The organism is Sporosarcina sp. E16_3, from assembly GCF_017347125.1.
Classification (GTDB): domain Bacteria; phylum Bacillota; class Bacilli; order Bacillales_A; family Planococcaceae; genus Sporosarcina.
The window spans coordinates 314,989-333,973 of sequence record NZ_JADPRX010000001.1 but is presented as its reverse complement, the minus strand read 5'-3'; the positions used below and the strand labels follow the sequence as shown (position 1 = coordinate 333,973).

General features: G+C 40.5%; 25 protein-coding genes and 1 riboswitch. Of the genes, 19 read left to right on the top strand and 6 right to left on the bottom strand.

The features are described 5' to 3' along the window. Window positions 1–28: 28 nt before the first annotated feature. Both I2483_RS01650 and I2483_RS01645 read right to left on the bottom strand, forming a co-directional pair. Entirely contained in the window at window positions 29–370 is a 342-nt protein-coding gene (locus I2483_RS01650) for a hypothetical protein (protein ID WP_207173388.1), read from the bottom strand. A gap of 45 nt (window positions 371–415) precedes the next feature. Continuing rightward, complete coding sequence (locus I2483_RS01645) at window positions 416–919, bottom strand: DUF1189 family protein (RefSeq protein WP_207173386.1); 504 nt, start codon at window positions 917–919, stop codon at window positions 416–418. A 198-nt stretch (window positions 920–1,117) separates the two neighbouring features. On the opposite strand from I2483_RS01645, the gene I2483_RS01640 reads away from it, so the two are divergent. From I2483_RS01640 to I2483_RS01625, 4 genes are all read left to right on the top strand, one after another. Continuing rightward, window positions 1,118–2,749, top strand: a complete 1,632-nt coding sequence (locus I2483_RS01640; protein WP_207173384.1) for a Na/Pi cotransporter family protein — start codon at window positions 1,118–1,120, stop codon at window positions 2,747–2,749. A 24-nt stretch (window positions 2,750–2,773) separates the two neighbouring features. Next, window positions 2,774–3,256, top strand: a complete 483-nt coding sequence (locus tag I2483_RS01635; RefSeq protein WP_207173382.1) for a DUF456 domain-containing protein — start codon at window positions 2,774–2,776, stop codon at window positions 3,254–3,256. Between the two features lie 98 nt (window positions 3,257–3,354). Then, window positions 3,355–3,957 carry a superoxide dismutase gene (locus I2483_RS01630; protein ID WP_207173380.1) on the top strand — a complete coding sequence of 201 codons (603 nt, stop codon included), beginning with the start codon at window positions 3,355–3,357 and terminating at the stop codon, window positions 3,955–3,957. Between the two features lie 112 nt (window positions 3,958–4,069). Continuing rightward, window positions 4,070–6,217, top strand: a complete 2,148-nt coding sequence (locus tag I2483_RS01625) for a peptidoglycan D,D-transpeptidase FtsI family protein (protein ID WP_207173378.1) — start codon at window positions 4,070–4,072, stop codon at window positions 6,215–6,217. A gap of 26 nt (window positions 6,218–6,243) precedes the next feature. Here the strand turns inward: I2483_RS01625 and I2483_RS01620 are convergent, their stop codons facing one another. Together I2483_RS01620 and I2483_RS01615 are read right to left on the bottom strand one after the other, a co-directional pair. Further along, the gene (locus I2483_RS01620; RefSeq protein WP_207173376.1) at window positions 6,244–6,735 is read right to left on the bottom strand and encodes a hypothetical protein; all 492 of its coding nucleotides are present in this window, start codon (window positions 6,733–6,735) and stop codon (window positions 6,244–6,246) included. Next, entirely contained in the window at window positions 6,732–7,094 is a 363-nt protein-coding gene (locus I2483_RS01615; protein ID WP_207173374.1) for a hypothetical protein, read from the bottom strand. Before I2483_RS01615 ends, I2483_RS01620 begins: the two co-directional genes overlap by 4 nt. 170 nt (window positions 7,095–7,264) lie before the next feature. Between I2483_RS01615 and rpmG the strand changes: the two genes are divergently transcribed. The 5 genes from rpmG to I2483_RS01590 all read left to right on the top strand — a co-directional run bounded on the left by rpmG (window position 7,265) and on the right by I2483_RS01590 (window position 11,429). Then, window positions 7,265–7,414 carry a 50S ribosomal protein L33 gene (gene rpmG / locus I2483_RS01610; RefSeq protein WP_067210194.1) on the top strand — a complete coding sequence of 50 codons (150 nt, stop codon included), beginning with the start codon at window positions 7,265–7,267 and terminating at the stop codon, window positions 7,412–7,414. A gap of 61 nt (window positions 7,415–7,475) precedes the next feature. Beyond that, window positions 7,476–8,039 carry a 5-formyltetrahydrofolate cyclo-ligase gene (locus I2483_RS01605; protein ID WP_207173373.1) on the top strand — a complete coding sequence of 188 codons (564 nt, stop codon included), beginning with the start codon at window positions 7,476–7,478 and terminating at the stop codon, window positions 8,037–8,039. Continuing rightward, window positions 8,036–8,224 carry a YqgQ family protein gene (locus I2483_RS01600; protein ID WP_186670589.1) on the top strand — a complete coding sequence of 63 codons (189 nt, stop codon included), beginning with the start codon at window positions 8,036–8,038 and terminating at the stop codon, window positions 8,222–8,224. The genes I2483_RS01605 and I2483_RS01600 overlap by 4 nt, the downstream gene beginning before the upstream one ends. A gap of 141 nt (window positions 8,225–8,365) precedes the next feature. Continuing rightward, entirely contained in the window at window positions 8,366–10,264 is a 1,899-nt protein-coding gene (locus I2483_RS01595) for an LTA synthase family protein (RefSeq protein WP_207173371.1), read from the top strand. Between the two features lie 67 nt (window positions 10,265–10,331). Then, window positions 10,332–11,429, top strand: a complete 1,098-nt coding sequence (locus tag I2483_RS01590; protein WP_207173369.1) for a YqgU-like beta propeller domain-containing protein — start codon at window positions 10,332–10,334, stop codon at window positions 11,427–11,429. A gap of 54 nt (window positions 11,430–11,483) precedes the next feature. On the opposite strand, the gene I2483_RS01585 is transcribed toward I2483_RS01590, so the two are convergent. Beyond that, window positions 11,484–11,663: a DUF2759 family protein gene (locus I2483_RS01585; protein ID WP_186670586.1), complete on the bottom strand. Its 180-nt coding sequence runs from the start codon at window positions 11,661–11,663 to the stop codon at window positions 11,484–11,486. 210 nt (window positions 11,664–11,873) lie between these two features. On the opposite strand from I2483_RS01585, the gene I2483_RS01580 reads away from it, so the two are divergent. Beyond that, the gene (locus tag I2483_RS01580; protein ID WP_207173367.1) at window positions 11,874–12,512 is read left to right on the top strand and encodes an MBL fold metallo-hydrolase; all 639 of its coding nucleotides are present in this window, start codon (window positions 11,874–11,876) and stop codon (window positions 12,510–12,512) included. Window positions 12,513–12,579: 67 nt separating this feature from the next. On the opposite strand, the gene I2483_RS01575 is transcribed toward I2483_RS01580, so the two are convergent. Further along, window positions 12,580–12,822: a DUF2626 domain-containing protein gene (locus I2483_RS01575; RefSeq protein WP_067210178.1), complete on the bottom strand. Its 243-nt coding sequence runs from the start codon at window positions 12,820–12,822 to the stop codon at window positions 12,580–12,582. A gap of 324 nt (window positions 12,823–13,146) precedes the next feature. On the opposite strand from I2483_RS01575, the gene comGA reads away from it, so the two are divergent. The 9 genes from comGA to gcvT all read left to right on the top strand — a co-directional run bounded on the left by comGA (window position 13,147) and on the right by gcvT (window position 18,984). Then, window positions 13,147–14,151 (top strand): competence type IV pilus ATPase ComGA, encoded by a 1,005-nt coding sequence (comGA, locus tag I2483_RS01570; protein WP_207173365.1) that lies wholly within the window; start codon window positions 13,147–13,149, stop codon window positions 14,149–14,151. Then, complete coding sequence (gene comGB, locus I2483_RS01565; protein ID WP_207173363.1) at window positions 14,144–15,199, top strand: competence type IV pilus assembly protein ComGB; 1,056 nt, start codon at window positions 14,144–14,146, stop codon at window positions 15,197–15,199. Before comGA ends, comGB begins: the two co-directional genes overlap by 8 nt. A gap of 13 nt (window positions 15,200–15,212) precedes the next feature. Next, a complete protein-coding gene (gene comGC / locus I2483_RS01560; RefSeq protein ID WP_207173361.1) occupies window positions 15,213–15,542 on the top strand; it encodes a competence type IV pilus major pilin ComGC in 330 nt (109 codons plus the stop codon). 3 nt (window positions 15,543–15,545) lie between these two features. Next, complete coding sequence (locus tag I2483_RS01555) at window positions 15,546–15,995, top strand: prepilin-type N-terminal cleavage/methylation domain-containing protein (RefSeq protein ID WP_207173360.1); 450 nt, start codon at window positions 15,546–15,548, stop codon at window positions 15,993–15,995. Beyond that, window positions 15,988–16,287 carry a hypothetical protein gene (locus I2483_RS01550; RefSeq protein WP_207173358.1) on the top strand — a complete coding sequence of 100 codons (300 nt, stop codon included), beginning with the start codon at window positions 15,988–15,990 and terminating at the stop codon, window positions 16,285–16,287. Before I2483_RS01555 ends, I2483_RS01550 begins: the two co-directional genes overlap by 8 nt. Then, the gene (locus I2483_RS01545; RefSeq protein ID WP_207173356.1) at window positions 16,272–16,721 is read left to right on the top strand and encodes a ComGF family competence protein; all 450 of its coding nucleotides are present in this window, start codon (window positions 16,272–16,274) and stop codon (window positions 16,719–16,721) included. The genes I2483_RS01550 and I2483_RS01545 overlap by 16 nt, the downstream gene beginning before the upstream one ends. Continuing rightward, the gene (locus I2483_RS01540; protein ID WP_207173354.1) at window positions 16,702–16,881 is read left to right on the top strand and encodes a hypothetical protein; all 180 of its coding nucleotides are present in this window, start codon (window positions 16,702–16,704) and stop codon (window positions 16,879–16,881) included. Before I2483_RS01545 ends, I2483_RS01540 begins: the two co-directional genes overlap by 20 nt. A 29-nt stretch (window positions 16,882–16,910) precedes the next feature. Then, window positions 16,911–17,426 carry a shikimate kinase gene (locus I2483_RS01535; RefSeq protein WP_207173352.1) on the top strand — a complete coding sequence of 172 codons (516 nt, stop codon included), beginning with the start codon at window positions 16,911–16,913 and terminating at the stop codon, window positions 17,424–17,426. 232 nt (window positions 17,427–17,658) lie between these two features. After that, window positions 17,659–17,750: riboswitch (glycine riboswitch) on the top strand. Window positions 17,751–17,886: 136 nt separating this feature from the next. Continuing rightward, on the top strand, window positions 17,887–18,984 hold the full coding sequence (gene gcvT, locus I2483_RS01530) for a glycine cleavage system aminomethyltransferase GcvT (RefSeq protein ID WP_207173350.1): 1,098 nt from the start codon (window positions 17,887–17,889) through the stop codon (window positions 18,982–18,984). The last annotated feature ends 1 nt before the right edge of the window (window position 18,985 follow it).

Below are 18,985 nucleotides of genomic sequence, written 5' to 3'. Positions count from 1 at the left end.
TTCATAGTAAAAAGACAAGGGACAACCCTTATCGATTAGACTCTATGCATTTTTCCGTTTGTAAAAGGGGAAGCGGGAGTACGATTTTCTCGCCTCCGATAATCTTTTGATTTTGAAGATGTGGGTTCAAGGCGTAGAAAGAAGACAACCTATCAATAAAGCTAGACTCGGGATCGGGATATAATGCGAACAGTGTTTCGATAGTATCTCCATCAACTGTAGTAACAGGTATAGTCTTCACTTGTTGTTCTTCTTTACATGTTGGCTGTGCTTGAGCATAAGAAGCAAGCGGGATTGTGCCTTCCATTAAATCGAGTCGGATGAAATGAATGGTTACGAATAATAAGGCTGCGAGTAGTAGTATTCTCATGGAAATTCCCCCTTTCGCCACTATATGCACGAAAAGGGGAAGTATTCATCGAGGTATTTTTGGATAGTACTTAGCTGCAGCCGCAATATAAGCGAAGTGGACAAGGGATGTGATGCCTGTACTAGCGTTTTTCATTGCCGGAAAGAAATCAAGCCCGATGGTCAGAAGAATAGGGATAGTAATCGCAATAGCGGAAGTTCTCCACATATGCCGGTATTCTCCACGTCTTTTCATAAGTTTTAACAACAAGATTCCCACGTATCCAAAAATACTGATTCGAATGAAGATGTAAGATGTACTGATAACGAGTTGCAGAAGAAATGCAATCGGATAAATCAGTCCCCCAATTGTTTCTCCATGTTCGAGCAGTTCTGGCGAAGATTCGAAAAGGGTTGCATCTCCTACTAAATAACGGGTGAATGATAGCAATGTGAACAACGCAACGAAAATGAAAACATAGCGAAACACTTTGCCAATGGGTAATAGGCGAAAGGCTGCCAATTTTTTCGGTTCATGGATTGCTGCTTTGACTAGTTGGTGGAACTTCACTTTAAAACCTCCTCCATCTAAACTAGTCTATCATTTAACTAAGCAATTGTGCGCGCAACTATTTTCGACAGAATGATGACATTTCGTAAATCAATTGTTAAGGGAATGTAAAGATTCGACTCCTGCTATTTACAATTGGGGGTGGCTATCCTCATAATGAGATGCGATACATAAAGCATAATGGAGGTTGACTGCAAAATGGAGGTAAACTGGCAGGAAATGCTGTTCCAGTTTTTTGGTGGACTCGGAATTTTCTTGTTCGCTATAAAGTATATGGGAGATGGCCTTCAAAAAGCGGCGGGGGACAGGCTTCGCGCAATCCTTGACCGATTCACGACGAATCCGTTCATGGGTGTATTGGTCGGAATTATCGTTACAGTCTTAATTCAATCGAGTTCTGGGACCACTGTTATTACTGTAGGACTTGTGAGTGCTGGTTTCATGACACTACGACAAGCCATTGGCGTCATAATGGGGGCCAATATAGGGACGACAGTAACTGCGTTCATAATCGGCCTTGATGTCGGAGCGTATGCACTGCCAATTATGGCTATTGGAGCATTCCTCATTTTCTTTGTTAAGAAAAGCCAGGTGAAAAACTTGGGTGAAGTCATTTTTGGATTTGGTGGACTTTTCTTAGGGCTTGAATTAATGAGTGGCGGGATGAAGCCGCTTCGGGAATTAGATGTATTCACTGATATGATGCTATCGATGAGCGATCAACCGATGCTCGGAGTAGTTGTCGGCACAGTATTTACATTGATTGTTCAAAGTTCGAGTGCAACAGTTGGTATTTTGCAGGGCCTTTATGCCGAAAATCTTATAGATATGAATGGAGCATTGCCAATTCTGTTTGGAGACAATATTGGGACAACTATTACGGCTATTCTTGCTTCAATTGGTGCATCGGTAGCGGCGAAGCGTGCTGCCGCAGCACACGTATTATTTAATGTTGTTGGAACGGTCATCTTCATGCTACTTCTTATACCGTTCACTGCATATGTCGAGTGGTTATCGGGTGTGTTGGTCCTTGAAAGTAAAATGCAAATTGCGTTTGCACATGGGTCGTTCAATATTGCCAATACAATCATCCAGTTTCCGTTAATAGGAGCTTGGGCTTGGTTGGTTACGAAAATGATTCCGGGTGAAGATGTTACAATCGAATACAAACCGAAGCATCTAGACAGGCACTTTATCGAGCAATCACCTGCCGTTGCAATCGGACAAGCAAAAGAAGAAATTATTCGGATGGGTGAATTCGGTGTCCGTGGTTTACAGGAGTCTTTCGAATACTTGAAAACAGGCAATAAAAAACATGCAGAGACCGCTTATCAAATTGAAGATGCTATCAATAACCTAGACCGTAAAATTACGGACTATCTTGTTGAAATCACTACAGTCAGTATTTCGCCGGTAGAATCCACACGTCACTTTATGCTTATGGATACAGTCCGTGATATTGAACGGATTGGTGACCATTTTGAAAATATCGTCGAACTCATTGATTTCCGCGATGTCAACCGTGTGAAATTGACGGACGACGCGATGAATGATCTGACGGAAATGTTCACGCTAACGATTGAAACTGTTCAGAAAGCTGTTGAATCACTCAATCACAATGATATGGAGATGGCAAGAACAGTTGCTGAAAAAGAAGTTCTCATTGATAAAATGGAGCGGAAATTCAGAAAGAACCATATTTTAAGACTTAATGAAGGACGTTGTACCGCGCAATCAGGCATGGTGTTTGTTGATATCGTTTCGAACCTGGAGCGTGTAGGTGACCATGCAGTGAATATTGCAGAAGCAATTCTTGGCAATCGGGCATAAAGATTCATATAGGGGGATGGTTTCATGGAGTTTCTAGGTTGGATTATTGCAATTGTCATGTTCATTATTGCATTTGCGGGACTCATCTATCCAATCATTCCATCAGCTTTCTTCATCATAGGAGGTTTCCTTCTATATGGATTCATCAATACATTTGATGGGATGACTGTTTGGTTTTGGATTATTCAGGTGTTGTTCGTTATCTTGTTGTTCGGTGCAGACACACTGTCGAATCTCGTCGGCGTGAAAAAATTTGGAGGTTCTAAGGCGGGCATGTGGGGGAGCACAATTGGACTTCTTATCGGTCCTTTCGTTATTCCAGTTGCCGGTATTTTAATGGGACCATTTTTGGGCGCTGTTATCGCGGAACTTGCCGTATCCCGGTCAGGCGTGAAGCAATCCATAAAGACAGGTGTCGGTTCTCTTGTCGGATTTCTGACGTCAGTTGTCACAAAAGGCCTTGTCATGGCTGTGATGATTACTGTCTTTATTTTCTTTATCAAATGAAACGTTCCAAAATAGTCCATTTTATTTGAACGTTATTCATAATTTTGATAATGTTGCAAGGTAGCATATTTATGAATCTTTTGAGGAGGAATGGACAAATGACTTACAAATTACCAGAACTACCTTACGCTTATGATGCACTTGAACCACACTTTGACAAAGAAACGATGAGTATTCATCACACTAAACACCATAATGCATATGTGACGAACCTGAATATCGCTCTTGAAGGAAATGAAGAACTTCTAAACAAATCTATCGAAGATCTTATTGCGAACCTAGATTCCGTACCTGAAGGCAAGCGTATGGCTGTCCGTAACAACGGAGGCGGTCACGCAAACCACTCACTATTCTGGGAACTTCTATCAGCAGATGGTGGCGGCAATCCGTCAGGCGCACTAGCTACAGCAATCGACAACAAGTTCGGTAGCTTTGATGCATTCAAAGAAGAATTCGCAAAAGCGGGCGCAACTCGTTTTGGATCAGGATGGGCTTGGCTTGTGCTGAGTGGCGGAGAACTTGAAATTATGTCTACTCCAAACCAGGACTCGCCAATCATGGAAGGCAAAACGCCTCTACTAGGGCTTGACGTTTGGGAGCATGCTTACTATCTAAACTATCAAAACCGTCGCCCTGATTATATTGCAGCATTCTGGAATGTTGTTAATTGGGACGAAGTTGCAAAACGTTTCGGTAAATAAGTTTTTATCTTCATTTAGAGGGAACCTAGCACACATCTTGTTCGTCAAGGTGTGTGCTTTTGTTATTTTCAATGTTATAATTCAAAATGATTAACGAAGTAGGGGGGACATTATGAAAAAACAGATGCGTAAGGCGGATCAAGCTAAAATACGCCAACGGAAACATATCGCATTCCGGATGAACTTCCTATTCTTTTCAATCTTTGTCCTATTTTCATTGCTAATATTCCGACTTGGGTATTTACAAATCGTCAAAGGTGAAGATTATTCTCGTGCGTTGGAAAGAACGGAAGAAATTCCAGTCAACACTAGCGTGCCAAGAGGGAGAATATTTGACCGCATGGGACGTGTTCTTGTTGATAATGATCCGAAAAACGCCATTACATATACGAAAATGACGTCGACGAGTTCAGCAGATATGTTAAAAGTGGCTGAGCAACTTGCGGTCTTGATTGAACAAGAAACGAAAAGGATTACCATTGGGGATAAGAGAGACTTTTGGATTTTAAAGAATTCTGAAGCTGCATTGAAAAAGGTTTCTCAAGAGGAACAAGAGGCCCTTGAAAAGGATAGCTCGCTTTCGCGAATTGAGTTGCAACGTGAAATAAATAAGCTAACGAGAGAACGAATTACGAACGAGGAAATTAATTCATTCACGGAAGAGGAGCTTGAAGTACTCGCGATTTACAGGGAAATGATGTCGGGCTATGCGTACTCCCCGCAAATCGTCAAAAGTGGAAATGTGACGGATGAGGAATTCGCAACTGTATCTGAACGTCTAGGAGAGTTGCCAGGCGTGGATACAACGACAGATTGGGAACGAGTAAGGAAATCAGACAATACGATTCTAGGGACAACTACGAGCCCTATTGAAGGTATTCCTGACTCGCGCAAGAATTATTACTTGGCAAGGGACTATTCAAGAAATGATCGCGTCGGAAAAAGTTACATTGAGCAATATTATGAAGAATTGTTAAAAGGACAAAAAACAATCGTTAAGAATATTAAAGATCGTAGCGGACGTGTTGTCGAAACGAAAACAATTCGAGAAGGCGAACCTGGCAAGGATCTAATTCTGACGATTGATAGCGAACTGCAACAGACACTTGAAAAAGTTGTGTCGGATAAACTGTTGGAATTGAAAAGAGGACCAAATGCCGGTGAATTGGACAGGGCTTTCTTAGTCATGATGAATCCGAATAACGGTGAAGTTCTTTCGCTTGTAGGCAAGCAAGTTGTTAAAAATCCAGAAACAGGAAAGCTCGAAATATGGGACTACGCATTTGGTACGTTTACTGCACTTCATGAAGCGGGATCAACGGTTAAGATGGCGACGCTTCTTACGGGGTATCAGAAAAATGTAGTACGTATCGGTGAAACGAAGATAGATGAACCAATTAGAATCGGCGGTATTACAAAAAGATCACTGTTTAATCAAAACTCTAGGGTTGCTGTAAGTGATATTGAAGCAATCGGCAGGTCTTCAAACGTATATATGTTCCGTATTGCAATGGCTTTGACGAATTCTAACAATAGCTCTAAAGACTCGGCACGTAATATAGAAAATGCATTCTATACGTTCAGACAATCTTTTGCTTCTTTTGGACTTGGAACAAAAACCGGCATTGACTTACCGGGCGAGTCAGGCGGTCTGATTGGCGATAGTAATTCAATAGGGATTTTAATGGATTTATCCATCGGACAGTTCGATACTTATACAACACTTCAACTTGCTCAATACGTCTCAACAATTGCAAATGGTGGTTATCGCATAGCTCCGAAAGTATTAAAAGAAATACGTGAACCATCTGAGGATGGTGAAATTCTTGGTCCTCTTATCCAAGAAACGGAGGTCAAGGTCTTAAACAAAATTCAGAATACAGATGCAGAAGTTGCTCAAGTAAAGCGCGGTATGCACTACGTTTATTACGGGGCTAGAGGGACGGCTCCGAATATCTTTGCTGGAAAAGACTACGACGGAGCTGGGAAAACGGGAACAGCGCAGGCATTTAGCTCTGGGAAGCCGACAATCAATCTATCACATGTCGGTTTTGCACCTTATGAAAACCCGGAAATTGCATATGCAGTTGTCATACCGAATATCTCTACAAATCAGCGTATCTATCCATATGCACAGAATGAAATTGTGAAACAAGCTGTGGATGAATATTTTATACTGAAAGCAAAAAGGGCTAAAGAGGAAACCTCCACAGCGGGCAAACAGCCAATTATACAGGCACCTAAAATAGAGTCTAAATAAAAAAGTAGGAAAACCAAATGGTTTTCCTACTTTTTTACTGTAGTGATTTCTTTGGCGATTGTTTTGAAATCCATTGAAGAATTGACTTGGTGTTCACCAATCTGTATTTTTCCAGTTAAGTTATTCTCTTCAAGATATGAATCGAAGATGGCTGCATTGTCGATAATACTCAATCTCTCTAGGTTTGCTGAGACAACTGTCGAATTCGAACCGTCTTCAATCACTAAAATGGTTTTAAGGATTGCGTCGGAGGAAGAGTTACTTTCGGTTACGTCTTCTTCCTTTTCACCGGCTTTCTTTGCATCTGCTTTTGGAGCATTTTCTTTAACTGAAGATGTAGTCTGTGCAGTAGCTAATAGTTCTTTCGTTTTGGCAAGTTCACTTTGGAGTTTCTTAACAGTAGCCTGCAGTTGTTGCGAGTCTATGTCTGAAGGAACCTTATTATCAATGGTGAAATAAAGGATTCCCGCGGCAAGGAAGCAACCAATCCCGACTGCGCGTAAAATATCACGGATCATGCAATCACGCCTTTCGATTGTAACACTGTGATTACATCTTCGTTTGATAATGAGGAACGTACAGCGATATCGCTGATAGAATAACCTTGGGAATGCAGTGACAGAATTTGATTGACAATGATTACGTGAACAGGTTTTGCTGTAGTTTGCGTTTTGCGGCCTGTAGCTAACGGACCGACACCAATCATTAACTCTTCCTCAATTGCTTTCAATCTTTTCTTTAACCCATTCGTTTCCTGATGAACACTAATTGAAACCTGTTCCAATTCATCTGCATAACTGGATGAAGAATTACCGAGGAAAAATGAAGCTATTATACATATTAGTCCAATAATAAGCAGTATTATTGTGATGTCCATTTTACCACCCCTTTAGTGAATCATTTTGCTACTATTTTACCATAAGAAAGCTGTTGTGGAAATTTCGATTTTTCTAGTGGACATCTGCCGTCGATGTGGTATACTTGATAGGTCGTATAAATTATGCTCATATAAAACTTTACATTCTTGATGAGTGGGAGGGACCAACAATGCGCGTAAATGTTACACTTGCTTGCACAGAATGCGGTGAGCGCAACTATATTTCAAAGAAAAACAAACGTAACAATCCAGAACGGATTGAAATGAAAAAATATTGCTCACGTGAAAAGAAACAAACTTTGCACCGTGAAACGAAATAATCGCTCAGGCCAAAACCTTCACCGGTTTTGGTTTTTTCATTTCAGAACGGGGGGATACTAAATGAGTAAAGAGATTTTGAGGAATCAAGTGCTAGGCATATTGAATAATATAAATCGAACTGAACACCTAAAAAAGTCTATGGAAATTACAAACCGGGTACTTGCATCAGATGAATTTCGGAGTGCGGATACAATCGGGATAACGATTTCTCGTTATCCCGAAGTGGACACACGCCCGCTTATTGAAGCGGCTTGGGCAGCTGGAAAACGAATTGCTGTACCTAAATGCATCCATGCAACCCGTAAGATGGATTTTCGACTCATTACATCATATGATAGTTTAGAAACGGTCTATATGGGCCTTTTTGAACCGATAACCGTTGAAACGCAATCGGTTGAAAAAAACGCAATTGATTTGCAAATCGTACCAGGGGTAGTCTTTTCGAACGAAGGATACAGAATTGGTTTTGGTGGAGGTTATTATGACCGCTATATGTCGGATTACAATGGTGCTACATTGTCGATAGCATTTGCAGTCCAAACCAGACATAGTATACCTGTTGAAGGTTACGATATTCCAGTCAGTAAAATAGTTACAGAAGAAAAAGAGATTACCTGTATATGAAAGACTATTTCGGTGTCCTCCAATTGCTGAAGCGTTTCGGAATTTATGTCTATACGGGAAATCGAAAAGATGACATCGATATGGTGCAATCAGAAGTGAAAGATCTTTATGACAACGGTCTGCTAATGAAGGAAGACTATTTAAAAGCAGTACTAATCTTGCGTAGTGAAGCAGCAAAACTATGAGGTTAGACCCAATGCTATCGTTCATTTGGACTTGTTTTGGTAATTAGTGAAACTTATCTTCAGCTACACCGTCTATTATGTAGTAAGATTTAGTTCGAACGTTTTTTTAAAGTGAATCTATTTTCGAAAGGAAGAGATGGAATGAAAAAAATAGTATGGTCAAAACATTCCGTACTCGTAGTAGCAATAGTGGCGACGTGGTTGACAACGTATTTCGGTTATCTTACAAGTTTCAATATGAAAATCGATAATATAATGCAGGAATTCATTCTCTTTTTGAATCCTCTAAGTTTCCTTTTATTCGTTTATGGTATTGCGCTATTCATCAAGAGTACGAAAAGACGTAATTTTTATTTACTGACAGTAAGTATGATTACTTCAATTATTATGTTTAGTAATGCAGTGTTCTATAGATTTTTCAATGACTTTATTACCGTGCCAGTCTTGTTCCAAACGAGTAACTTCGGAGATCTATCGTCCTCAGTTACCGCCAATTTGCATGTGACGGACATATTCTTTTTCACAGATGTGCTCATTATCTACCTGGCAATCCGGTTTATTCCTAAAAATGAACGAATGGGGCAACAAAATAAAATCGGACGTAAACTTTACTTCGTTATGACTGCTGCGGTTATTATGGTAAACCTTGGTCTAGCAGAAATGGAAAGACCACAACTATTAACACGCAGTTTTGATAGAGAACTTCTTGTGAAAAATATCGGAACCTATAATTACCATATTTATGATTTGTTCATTCAATCCAAATCTCATGCACAGCGTGCGCTTGCGGATGGGAGTGAACTAGTAGAAGTAGGTAACTATATTAATGCGAATTACGCTGCTCCCGATGCTAAGATGTACGGAGTTGCGAAAGGGCGTAATATCATTGCGATTTCACTTGAATCCTTACAGTCGTTCGTTATTAACGAGGAAATGGATGGACATGTCATTACACCATTTTTGAATGAATTAACAAAGGATCCGGATACATTCTATTTCTCTGATTTTTATCATAATACAGGTCTGGGAAAGACGTCGGATTCAGAATTCATTCTTGAAAACTCGCTGTACCCGAGAAATGGTAGTGCTGTATTTTTCACGCATAGTGGAAACACTTACCAATCGATGGCTTCTCAGCTAGGTGAGAATGGCTATTTCACAAATGTAATGCATGCAAATAATCGAAGTTTCTGGAACCGCGATATCATGTATGGTGCTCTTGGTATCAACAAGTTTTACGATATTGAAAGTTACACTGTCGGTGAAGGAGAAGCGGTCAACTGGGGCATGAAAGATATTCCATTCTTTGACCAATCGGTAGAGTTGATGAAAGAAATGCCACAGCCTTTTTACTCAAGATTGATTACATTGACTAACCATCATCCATTTGATTTGGATGAAGAAGATAAGCTTATTCCTGAATATACATCAAATTCAAATACGTTGAACAAATATTTCCAAACAGTACGCTATATGGACGAGGCGGTTAAAGTTCTTTTCGAAGACTTGAAGGCAAGCGGTTTGTATGATAATTCCATCATTGTTATGTACGGAGACCATTATGGTATTTCTGAGAATCATAACAAGGCGATGGGCATGTATTTAGACAAAGAAATTACACCTTTCGATAACGCGAAATTACAGAAGGTTCCATTGTACATTCACATTCCTGGTTATGGGAAAGGGAAGACGATTGATGAAGTGGCGGGACAAATCGACTTGAAACCCACCATTTTGCATTTAATGGGTCTTGAAACGAAAGAGGATATGTATCTTGGCTCGGATATCTTCTCACTGGATCATGAACCATTTACTATTTTCCGTGATGGCCGTTTTGTAACTGATAAAAATGTTTACGCGCAAGAGGTCTGTTATGATAGTGAAACTGGTGAAGAAACTGATATAGCTGAATGTGAGCCGTTTATCGAACGCGCAACCACAGAGCTAAATTATTCCGATATGATCATCAATGGAGATTTGCTTAGATTCAAGGAAGAACAGGACAAATCACCGAAATCAAACAGTAAAAGTAAAGAATGATAAGGTTCTGCACGGAACTTTCCGTGCAGCCTTTTTTTAGTTTAAATATAGAAAGGGGGGAGGCGCGGTGAGAAAAAGAATGTTCATTTTTTGTGCAGCAGTCCTGTTAATATCAGGTTGTTCAGAAAATATGGATGAGATTATCGATGGCCCAACAGTCATTGAACAGCCTGAAAATAATGATTTAATTGAAGATGAAATTAGTAAATCCTTAGTTGCTGATCCTGCGAAGTTTCATTTCGTTGCGGATTGGTTAACCGAGTCAAAAGTTATCTACGTTGAAAAGGAAGACGGGCTTTATAAAGTGAATAGTTTTGATTTTGAAACAGGTCAAACGGACACATTATATGAAGATGACTCTATTATCATCGATGTCCTCATTCATCCTTTAAAAAAGTATCTATTACTACATACTAGTGACAATACTACATCTGCAACGGTTAAAGTCGTGACTATGGATGGTATAGTACAAGATGAAGTTATTGTTACTTCCACAGAATTGGCGATTGAATGGAACGATACCGACCCTTCTCTTATTCTTCTCACGGCTTTTCATCAAGATTGGACGTTTGATTTATTTTTATATAACGGAAAAATAGATAGTTTGGACCTGCTGGCGATTGAAGATCCTTTCCCAAAATGGCTAGGTGAGGATAAAATTGCTATAGGATATGTCGAAGGCCATGTACTTGATGGTGGGGAGATATATACATATGAACCTCTGACAGAAAAGTGGGGACAGCTAGATATAAGCGGTGTTGTTTATTTTGATACGCATGAAGATACCTTGCTTGTTGTACGAATAAATGAGGACAAAGAGGCGCACTACACCATTAAGAGTAAGGACGGTGTAGTGCGTTCGGAATGGACGATGCCAGTCATCAGTAATTATTCGGAGTGGGTTATTCCTGAGATTGAATGGGGTTCAAATGAGACTGTATTCCTGCTTGCTCCTAACAAGGGTGGCCAACTCGATGAACTACAAACGCCATATCGACTTAGCCGCGTAATAGAAGGACGTCAAGAGGTTGTGGCTGATGATGTCATAGCAGGGGTTCTTCGTTGTTCACCGTCGGGCCGGAAATGTTTAACGGGCTACACGGCGGAAAACCTGATAGATGTAGGAACAGCGGAAGAGACACAGTGGCTCATTTTTCCTGAATGAAATAACAATAAAAACATCCTCTGCGAAATAGACGCAGAGGATGTTTTTATTGTCTTAATGTAAGGTTGGTGGAAACCCTTGGAAAACGATAGTCGCTATTGTAAAGCCTCCAAAAACGACTGCAGCTCCAAGATTAAACACAACACTTAAAGCGTTACGTTCTTTGAATGCTTGGACTGTACCGACCACCGCTAAAATTGCGATGAGTCCAAAAATGATCATCAATAAGTTCATAGGGAAGACACTCCTTTCAATAGGAACTTCTGCTATAACCGCTCACGTTGTGTGAACAATGCAGAAGTCAGCACACCTTGTGCAAGTCCGATTTAGCTATATTCCTCTTCTATTGTACTGTTTACAATCAATTTTGTCGAGGGATAGTAGTGACGATTGTTTGAAATCGTAATTAGTATTGCGTAATATAAGTTAAAGGAGGTGCGGACAATGTTGAAAGTCAATACATATCCGCTCGGACCAATCCAGACAAACTGTTACATCATCAGTGACGAATCAGGTAATTGTCTAATCATGGATCCGGGTGAAGAAAGTGGACGTATTATTATTAAAGTCAAAAGCAAAGAGTTGACACCTGTCGCGATTTTATTAACACATGCGCATTTCGATCATATTGGGGCTGTCGACAGTATAAGGGACCGTTATACCATTCCAGTCTATATCCATGAAGAGGAGCAAGAATGGCTGTCAGATTCAAGATTAAACGGCTCTGCCAAGTATCCAGGATTACCAGACGTCCGCATTAGAAAAGCCGACAAGGTTATCAGGGGTGAGGGAATGATGAATGTAGGCCCGTTCGAGTTTGAAGTAAGGCATACGCCGGGTCATTCTCCGGGAAGTGTATCTTATATCTTTGGACCATCTCGTTTTGCCATTGTAGGCGATACACTTTTCCAACAGGGTGTCGGAAGGACAGATTTGCCGGGTGGGAATACAGGAATTCTACTGACGTCTATCCATGATAAGTTGCTTTCTCTAGATGATGATTTTATCATCTACCCTGGCCATGGACCTTCGACAACTCCGGAAGAGGAAAAAGATTCGAATCCCTTTTTGAATGGATTTTGAACAATTAAGAAAAAAGAAAACAAAAAAACAGCCAATAAAAGGCTGTTTTTTTGTATGTACTTTTCTTTTAGTGGCCAGCGCCTGGTACGTGTATAAACGTTGTGTAGTAGCTGAATCCGACCATAAATATCATCAGATATGCTCCGAATAAGTACATGTACATCCGCTCTGTCAGGTTCAAATATCCAAGTAGCAGGAAGAACCCAGTGTTCGCAACAAAAAGAAGTGCGGCTGGCAGCATGTCTCCCATATAAAACATTACTGCGAATATGCCTGTCCAGAAGCCCATCAACTTGAACATGTTATCCATGTGTGCGTCCCTCCTTAATAAAACATTACAATAAGCTCCCATTCATTATAAGGGATAACGACAGTAGATGTAAACTCCAATCGTCCTTTCATTGTGACAAACACGTGTATAAGGGTGATTGTCACGAAAAATGATATTTGCTGTCGAAAAGTAGGGCAAAATTCAACTATCATCCTATTTCTGCAGAGACACAATTCGAATTTGAGGGAAAGTATTCCAATGCGTGTTTGCAAGTCGTATACTTTGCCCAAGGATGAATTGCGATTTATCCGACTTGAAAGACGGATACAGATCATCCGTCTAAAAAAGAAAGAGGGGTGTTCAATGATTAAGAATGATAACGTCGTAGAGCAGAAAAGTTTTCAACTTCTAGAGAAAGCAATTAAGTACGAAGCGACTGACATTCATCTAGTTCCTATGAAAGAGGGATATGATGTGTCGTTCAAAAAAGATTCAAGACTAGACCGGTCTGGTATTCTCCCCCCACAGTTAGCGGGCCGTATGATTTCATTTTACAAATTTCTATCCTCACTCGACATTAGCGATAAGCGTAAACCCCAAAGTGGTTCTTTTCATAAACAGATACAAGGTGAGAATTATTCTTTCCGAGTTTCAACAATCCCTTCGATAATGAAAGAAAGTGTTGTTATACGACTGCAAAGGCATGACCAAATCGTTTCAATTGATGAATTATGTATTGAAAAAGAGTGGGCCGATAAATTACGCAGGGCTGTATCAGAGCCGCAAGGGTTAATTATTCTGACCGGTCCGACCGGATGTGGAAAAACCACCACTATCTACTCTTTAACGGCTCATTGCGTCAATCATCTAGAACGGCATGTGATCACGTTGGAAGATCCTGTTGAAAATAATCATTCACATCTGCTTCAGATTCAAGTGAACGAACGGTCCGGTATGACATACTCAGCAGGTCTAAAAGCGATATTGCGCCATTCACCCGATGTCATCATGATTGGAGAAATTCGGGACAGCGAAACGGCAAAGATTGCAATCCAGGCCGCATTAACTGGGCATTTAGTGCTGACATCTGTCCACTCTAAGGATCCTGCAGGTTGTTTTTATAGGATGATGGATTTTGGGATTTCGGCAGAAGAACTAAGACAAACCGTTGTATGTATTTCAGCGCAGCGCCTCATTCGCAATGCTTCCGGAAAAAGAGGGGCCGTATTTGAAATCATCCAAGAAGACATGCTCGATCGAATGACTGATTCCATTATGAAAAGCGAAAGGGTAGTTGTTCCCGAAGAACTAAAAGTGGAGTCGCTTATGCGGAAATATAACCGGCCAATTGTGATGCAAGATGAATAAGTCGAAAAAGAAATTGTTATTTCGTAAAAAAGAAATTCTCCAAAATCGACCAGTGTTTTTGGAAAGACTATCTGTTTTATTAACTGAGGGTTATACATTTCATGACGCGGTTACGCTGTTAATGCCTCATCACGTGAAAGATTATAACCCTGTGCTGGAAACAATGAATAATGATTTTAAGGAAGGGTTCGGCGTCACTTATATTCTTGCTAGTTTTGGATTTTCATCCGGAACACTTCTGCCTATAGCAATTGCTGAGGTAGATGGACGAGTCGCACAGGCTTTGGGTGGCATGGCCGTTCGAATGAGGAAAGTGGAAGAAAAAAGGAAGAAGTTAAGAAATCTTCTTATCTATCCTATTGTGCTTTTTATACTAATTGCGGCACTGCTTATGGCTTTCCGAAGGTTCTTTTTACCTAATATGGAGGCGTTGGCGATTTCAAGGAAAACTGAAGACGGTGGGTTTGTTTCAACATTACCTTCACTTGTGACGAAAATCCCTGATTTCATCATAGGTGTGGCAGTGGTCTTTGCGTTACTAACTGTAGTTTGTATTTATATCTACAAAAAGTTTGCCCCGAAAACGAAAATTCATGTATTAATGTCAATCCCTGTTGCGGGAACATTCTTTTCGCTTATTAAAACTCGCGACTTTTCTAGTGAAATTGGGGGCTTGCTTCAATCGGGTCTTTCTTTGCAAAACGCCCTTGACGTATTAATTGATCAAAACCTGGATGTAGTGTTAAGTGAAATCGCGAAAAACGTCAAAGCCCAAGTGGTTTTCGGAGATTCCTTCCACACAGCGTTAGGAAGAACAGAAGGATTGATGGAACAACTAGCTGCATTTGCCAAGCATGGTGAGGACAGTGGTCATCTTCCAAAAGAGCTACAGATTTACAGTGAACATCTTAGTGAAACGATTGATGAGAAGTTAGCGAAGGCTTTGGCGATGTTGCAGCCAGCTTTGTTTAGTATCATTGCAATCTGTATCTTGGCTGCATATCTTGCTTTGCTTCTACCGGTTTACGGAATGATGGATAAATTATAAGAGGAGGAATTTGATGAAATATATTAACGGTGACAGGGGTTTTACCTTAATCGAAATGATGATTGTACTATTAATTATCTCGGTCCTAATTCTTATTGCAATCCCGAATGTCACAAAGCATTCAAAGTCAATTGATGAAAAGGGCTGCGACGCTTATGTGAAGATGGTTCAAGGTCAAATTGAAGCGTATAAAATGGATGAAAAACAACTGCCGACTTCTCTTTCTGAATTGACTGAAAAGGAATACCTGCCCGAAAATGCGCAGTGTCCTGATGGTACGCAATTGTTAATTGACTCGGATGGAAAAGTGGATAAGGCGGGTGGATCCGCCAGTTTGAAGTAGACGGTGAATAAAACTAGGGAAAGTGGATTTACGTTCCTTGAAATGATTTTAGTATTAGCAGTTTTGTCAATCATGACAGCAATCATTTTGCCTATCGGTGATAAATGGATACAAGCGGAATCTGAGGATGACGCGCTTCAAGCGTTTATGGCGACTGTCTATAATTTACAAGCTTATTCGATGGCCAACCATGTGGCTACGAGCTTGCAATTCAAGGATTCGGGAACTGAATACATTACATCATACCTATTGAATGGGGAAGGGAGAGTTGAAATTGCAAGAAATCTTTTACCGAAAGGAATACGTTTGTCGGCCACCAGCCAATTGAAAGCAATTGAATTCCATGGAAATGGAGATATTCTGAAGTCCGGTACAATGGCATTCTTAACGAGTTCGGGTCGTATCGAAATAAGGTTTCAATTTCAGCGCGGAAGGATGATTATCTATGAATGAAGAAGGGTATTCATGGCCAGAAGCAATCCTTACATTGACGATTGTGATTGTGATTTTTGGGACACTACTTCCTTTTGCCTCATTAGTGGAATCAAAGTTACAGATGAAGAAGGCACATATGTATGCGGCGGAAACTGCACATCGAGGGGCCATCTACTTTAGTGCATATGGTTTGAGGGGAGGTATCAGTCAAGTCGAAGGAGTGGATTATGAATGGACCATCAACGGAAAATCCGTTTGTGTGTCATATGGGGTAATCGATAAGGAGTTTAATAAATGCGTCCATTCATGAAGATGCCTAATGAACTTGGCTATACATTTCTAGAAAGTATCTTTCAACTACTCATCATGACGGTTTTCATTCATCTATTCCTTTTGTTTTTCTTTTGGAAAGGTCCGATTGAACAACGATATGCAGATCACTCTTCTACTGAGTGGGAATTATTCTCAGCTGATTTACAATACCTTCTTTCTGATGTCAGTGAAATCCGATTGCTTAACAGCGGCAAAACAATTCGGCTTAGGAACGGTCGGGGACTCATTGATATTGAGTTAAGTGGCACTGTCATTCGAAAACGAACAGATGAAAACGGGCATATCCCATTAGTTACGGGGGTAAAGGCAGTCGCACATACATTCGACGGGATGACCATAACTGCCCATGTTACGATGCTGGATAATTCCGTGAAAGTTAGGGGGTTTGCGGTTGGGCTTTATCCGAAATGAACGTGGCGTCATGCTTGCGGTCGCGATTATTTTATTATTTTTCGTTAGTCTCTTTCTTTTCTCCCTTGTTTCGTGGCATGATAGTATACAACGAACTTACGACTCGCTTGAAACGTATTATGAAAACGAAACGGTGAGAACAATGAAACGGAACGGATAAACTATTCGTTCTGCCAAATGGGTGATGACATGAAGAAAGTGTATTTGATTGGTTATATGGGGTGCGGTAAGAGTGCGATCGGTAAACGGCTCAGTTTTGCGACGAAAATGCCATATTATGATATGGATACTGAAATCGTGAGGATGACGGGTTTGACGATCCCTCAAATATTTGAAATATATGGTGAAGAACGTTTTCGTGAAATGGAAACAGAGTTCCTTCGCACGTTCCGTGATGAATTTTGTATCATTGCGACAGGTGGTGGTGTAGCGATGCGTAAAGAAAATAGAGAGATTATGCGGGAAACAGGCCTTGTCTTCTTTCTTAATGCCCCGTTTCGCGACATATGGCGACGGATTTCCACGGACCGAAACCGTCCAATTGTACAAAGGTCGACACGTTCCGATCTTGAACAGTTGTTTAATAATCGGAAACCACAATATCTACATGGTGCACATTTTAAAGTCGAAACGGAAAATCGATCTTTGCGTGACATTGTGGATTATATCGCATTCCAAATAGGCAGGCTTAAAGGGGAAATATAAATGAAAACAAAAATCAACTTCTGATTATTGTTTTTCCACTCATTTAAGTTGGATGAAAATTTAATTAATGCCCCAAAAGACGAACAATTATCAAGGAACACTTGTTTACGTTCGCCAAAACGACTACCAATTAAAAAGTATTGCGCTTTCAAAGATGAAATGTTAAGATATAAGGCGAAAGGGCATTAGTTGTCCGAATTTTAATCATTTTCATTTCAATTGAATAACGCGAATGATTGTATGGGGAGAGCACGCAATGGCGTCGCCGAAGGAGCAAGTAACTTATGTTATGAATCTCTCAGGTAACAAGACTCATACATGACGCATCTCTGGAGAGCGCCGGTTAGGCTGGCCACCAACGAGGAAAGCCGTAAGGTCAAACTTTCAGGTACAAGGACAGAGGTTTCCTAATTAGGGGACCTCTGTCCTTTTTTATCAAACTTTTAAGGGGGAATAGAACTTGTCAGAGTCTTTGAAACGCACTGTCCTTTTTGACAGTTACGCGGAATACGGTGGTAAAACGATTGATTTTGGTGGTTGGGAGCTACCTGTTCAGTTTTCGAGCATTAAAGCTGAACACGAAGCTGTACGGACAAAAGCAGGCCTTTTTGATGTTTCACATATGGGTGAAGTGCTTGTCACTGGAGAAGGTGCATTATCTTATTTGCAAAAAATGGTTACAAACGATGTTTCGAAACTTAAAGAAGGTCAAGCTCAATACACGGCTATGTGTTATGACAACGGCGGGACTGTGGATGATCTTTTAATCTACAAACGTGGAGATAATAACTACCTCTTGGTTGTCAATGCGTCAAATATCGACAAAGATCTTGAGTGGATGAATAGTCATGCTACGGACGATGTCAAAATTGAAGACGCATCATCTTCTTACGCTCTACTTGCTTTGCAAGGGCCAATCGCACAAGAAGTACTTCAAACATTGACGGACGAGCCTCTAGCGGATATCAAATTTTTCCGTTTCAAAGAAAATGTTGACATTTCTGGACACCAAGTACTCGTTTCGCGTACTGGATATACAGGAGAAGATGGATTCGAAATTTATGGTTCACCAGAAGCAATTGTTGCATTATGGGACGTTATTCTGAAAGCGGGCGCAAGTGAAGGAGTTGTACCAGCAGGTCTTGGTGCACGTGATACGCTTCGTTTTGAGGCAGGTTTACCACTATACGGACAAGAACTATCAAAAGATATTTCACCGCTTGAAACGGGACTTGGCTTCGTTGTAAAGCTGAATAAAGAAGAGGATTTCTTCGGTAAAGAAGTTCTAGCTTCCCAAAAAGAAAATGGTGCACCTCGTAAACTTGTCGGCGTGGAAATGATTGACAAAGGAATTCCGCGTACGGGTTATAAAGTATTCCTTGGTGAAGTACAAATCGGTGAAGTAACTACAGGTACACAATCACCGACACTTAAAAAGAACATCGGTTTTGCGCTTCTGAACAGTGAACATACCGCTGAAGGAACTGAAATTGAAGTCGAAATTCGTGCTAAGCGTTTGAAAGCAGTAATTATCGCTACACCATTTTATAAACGCTAAT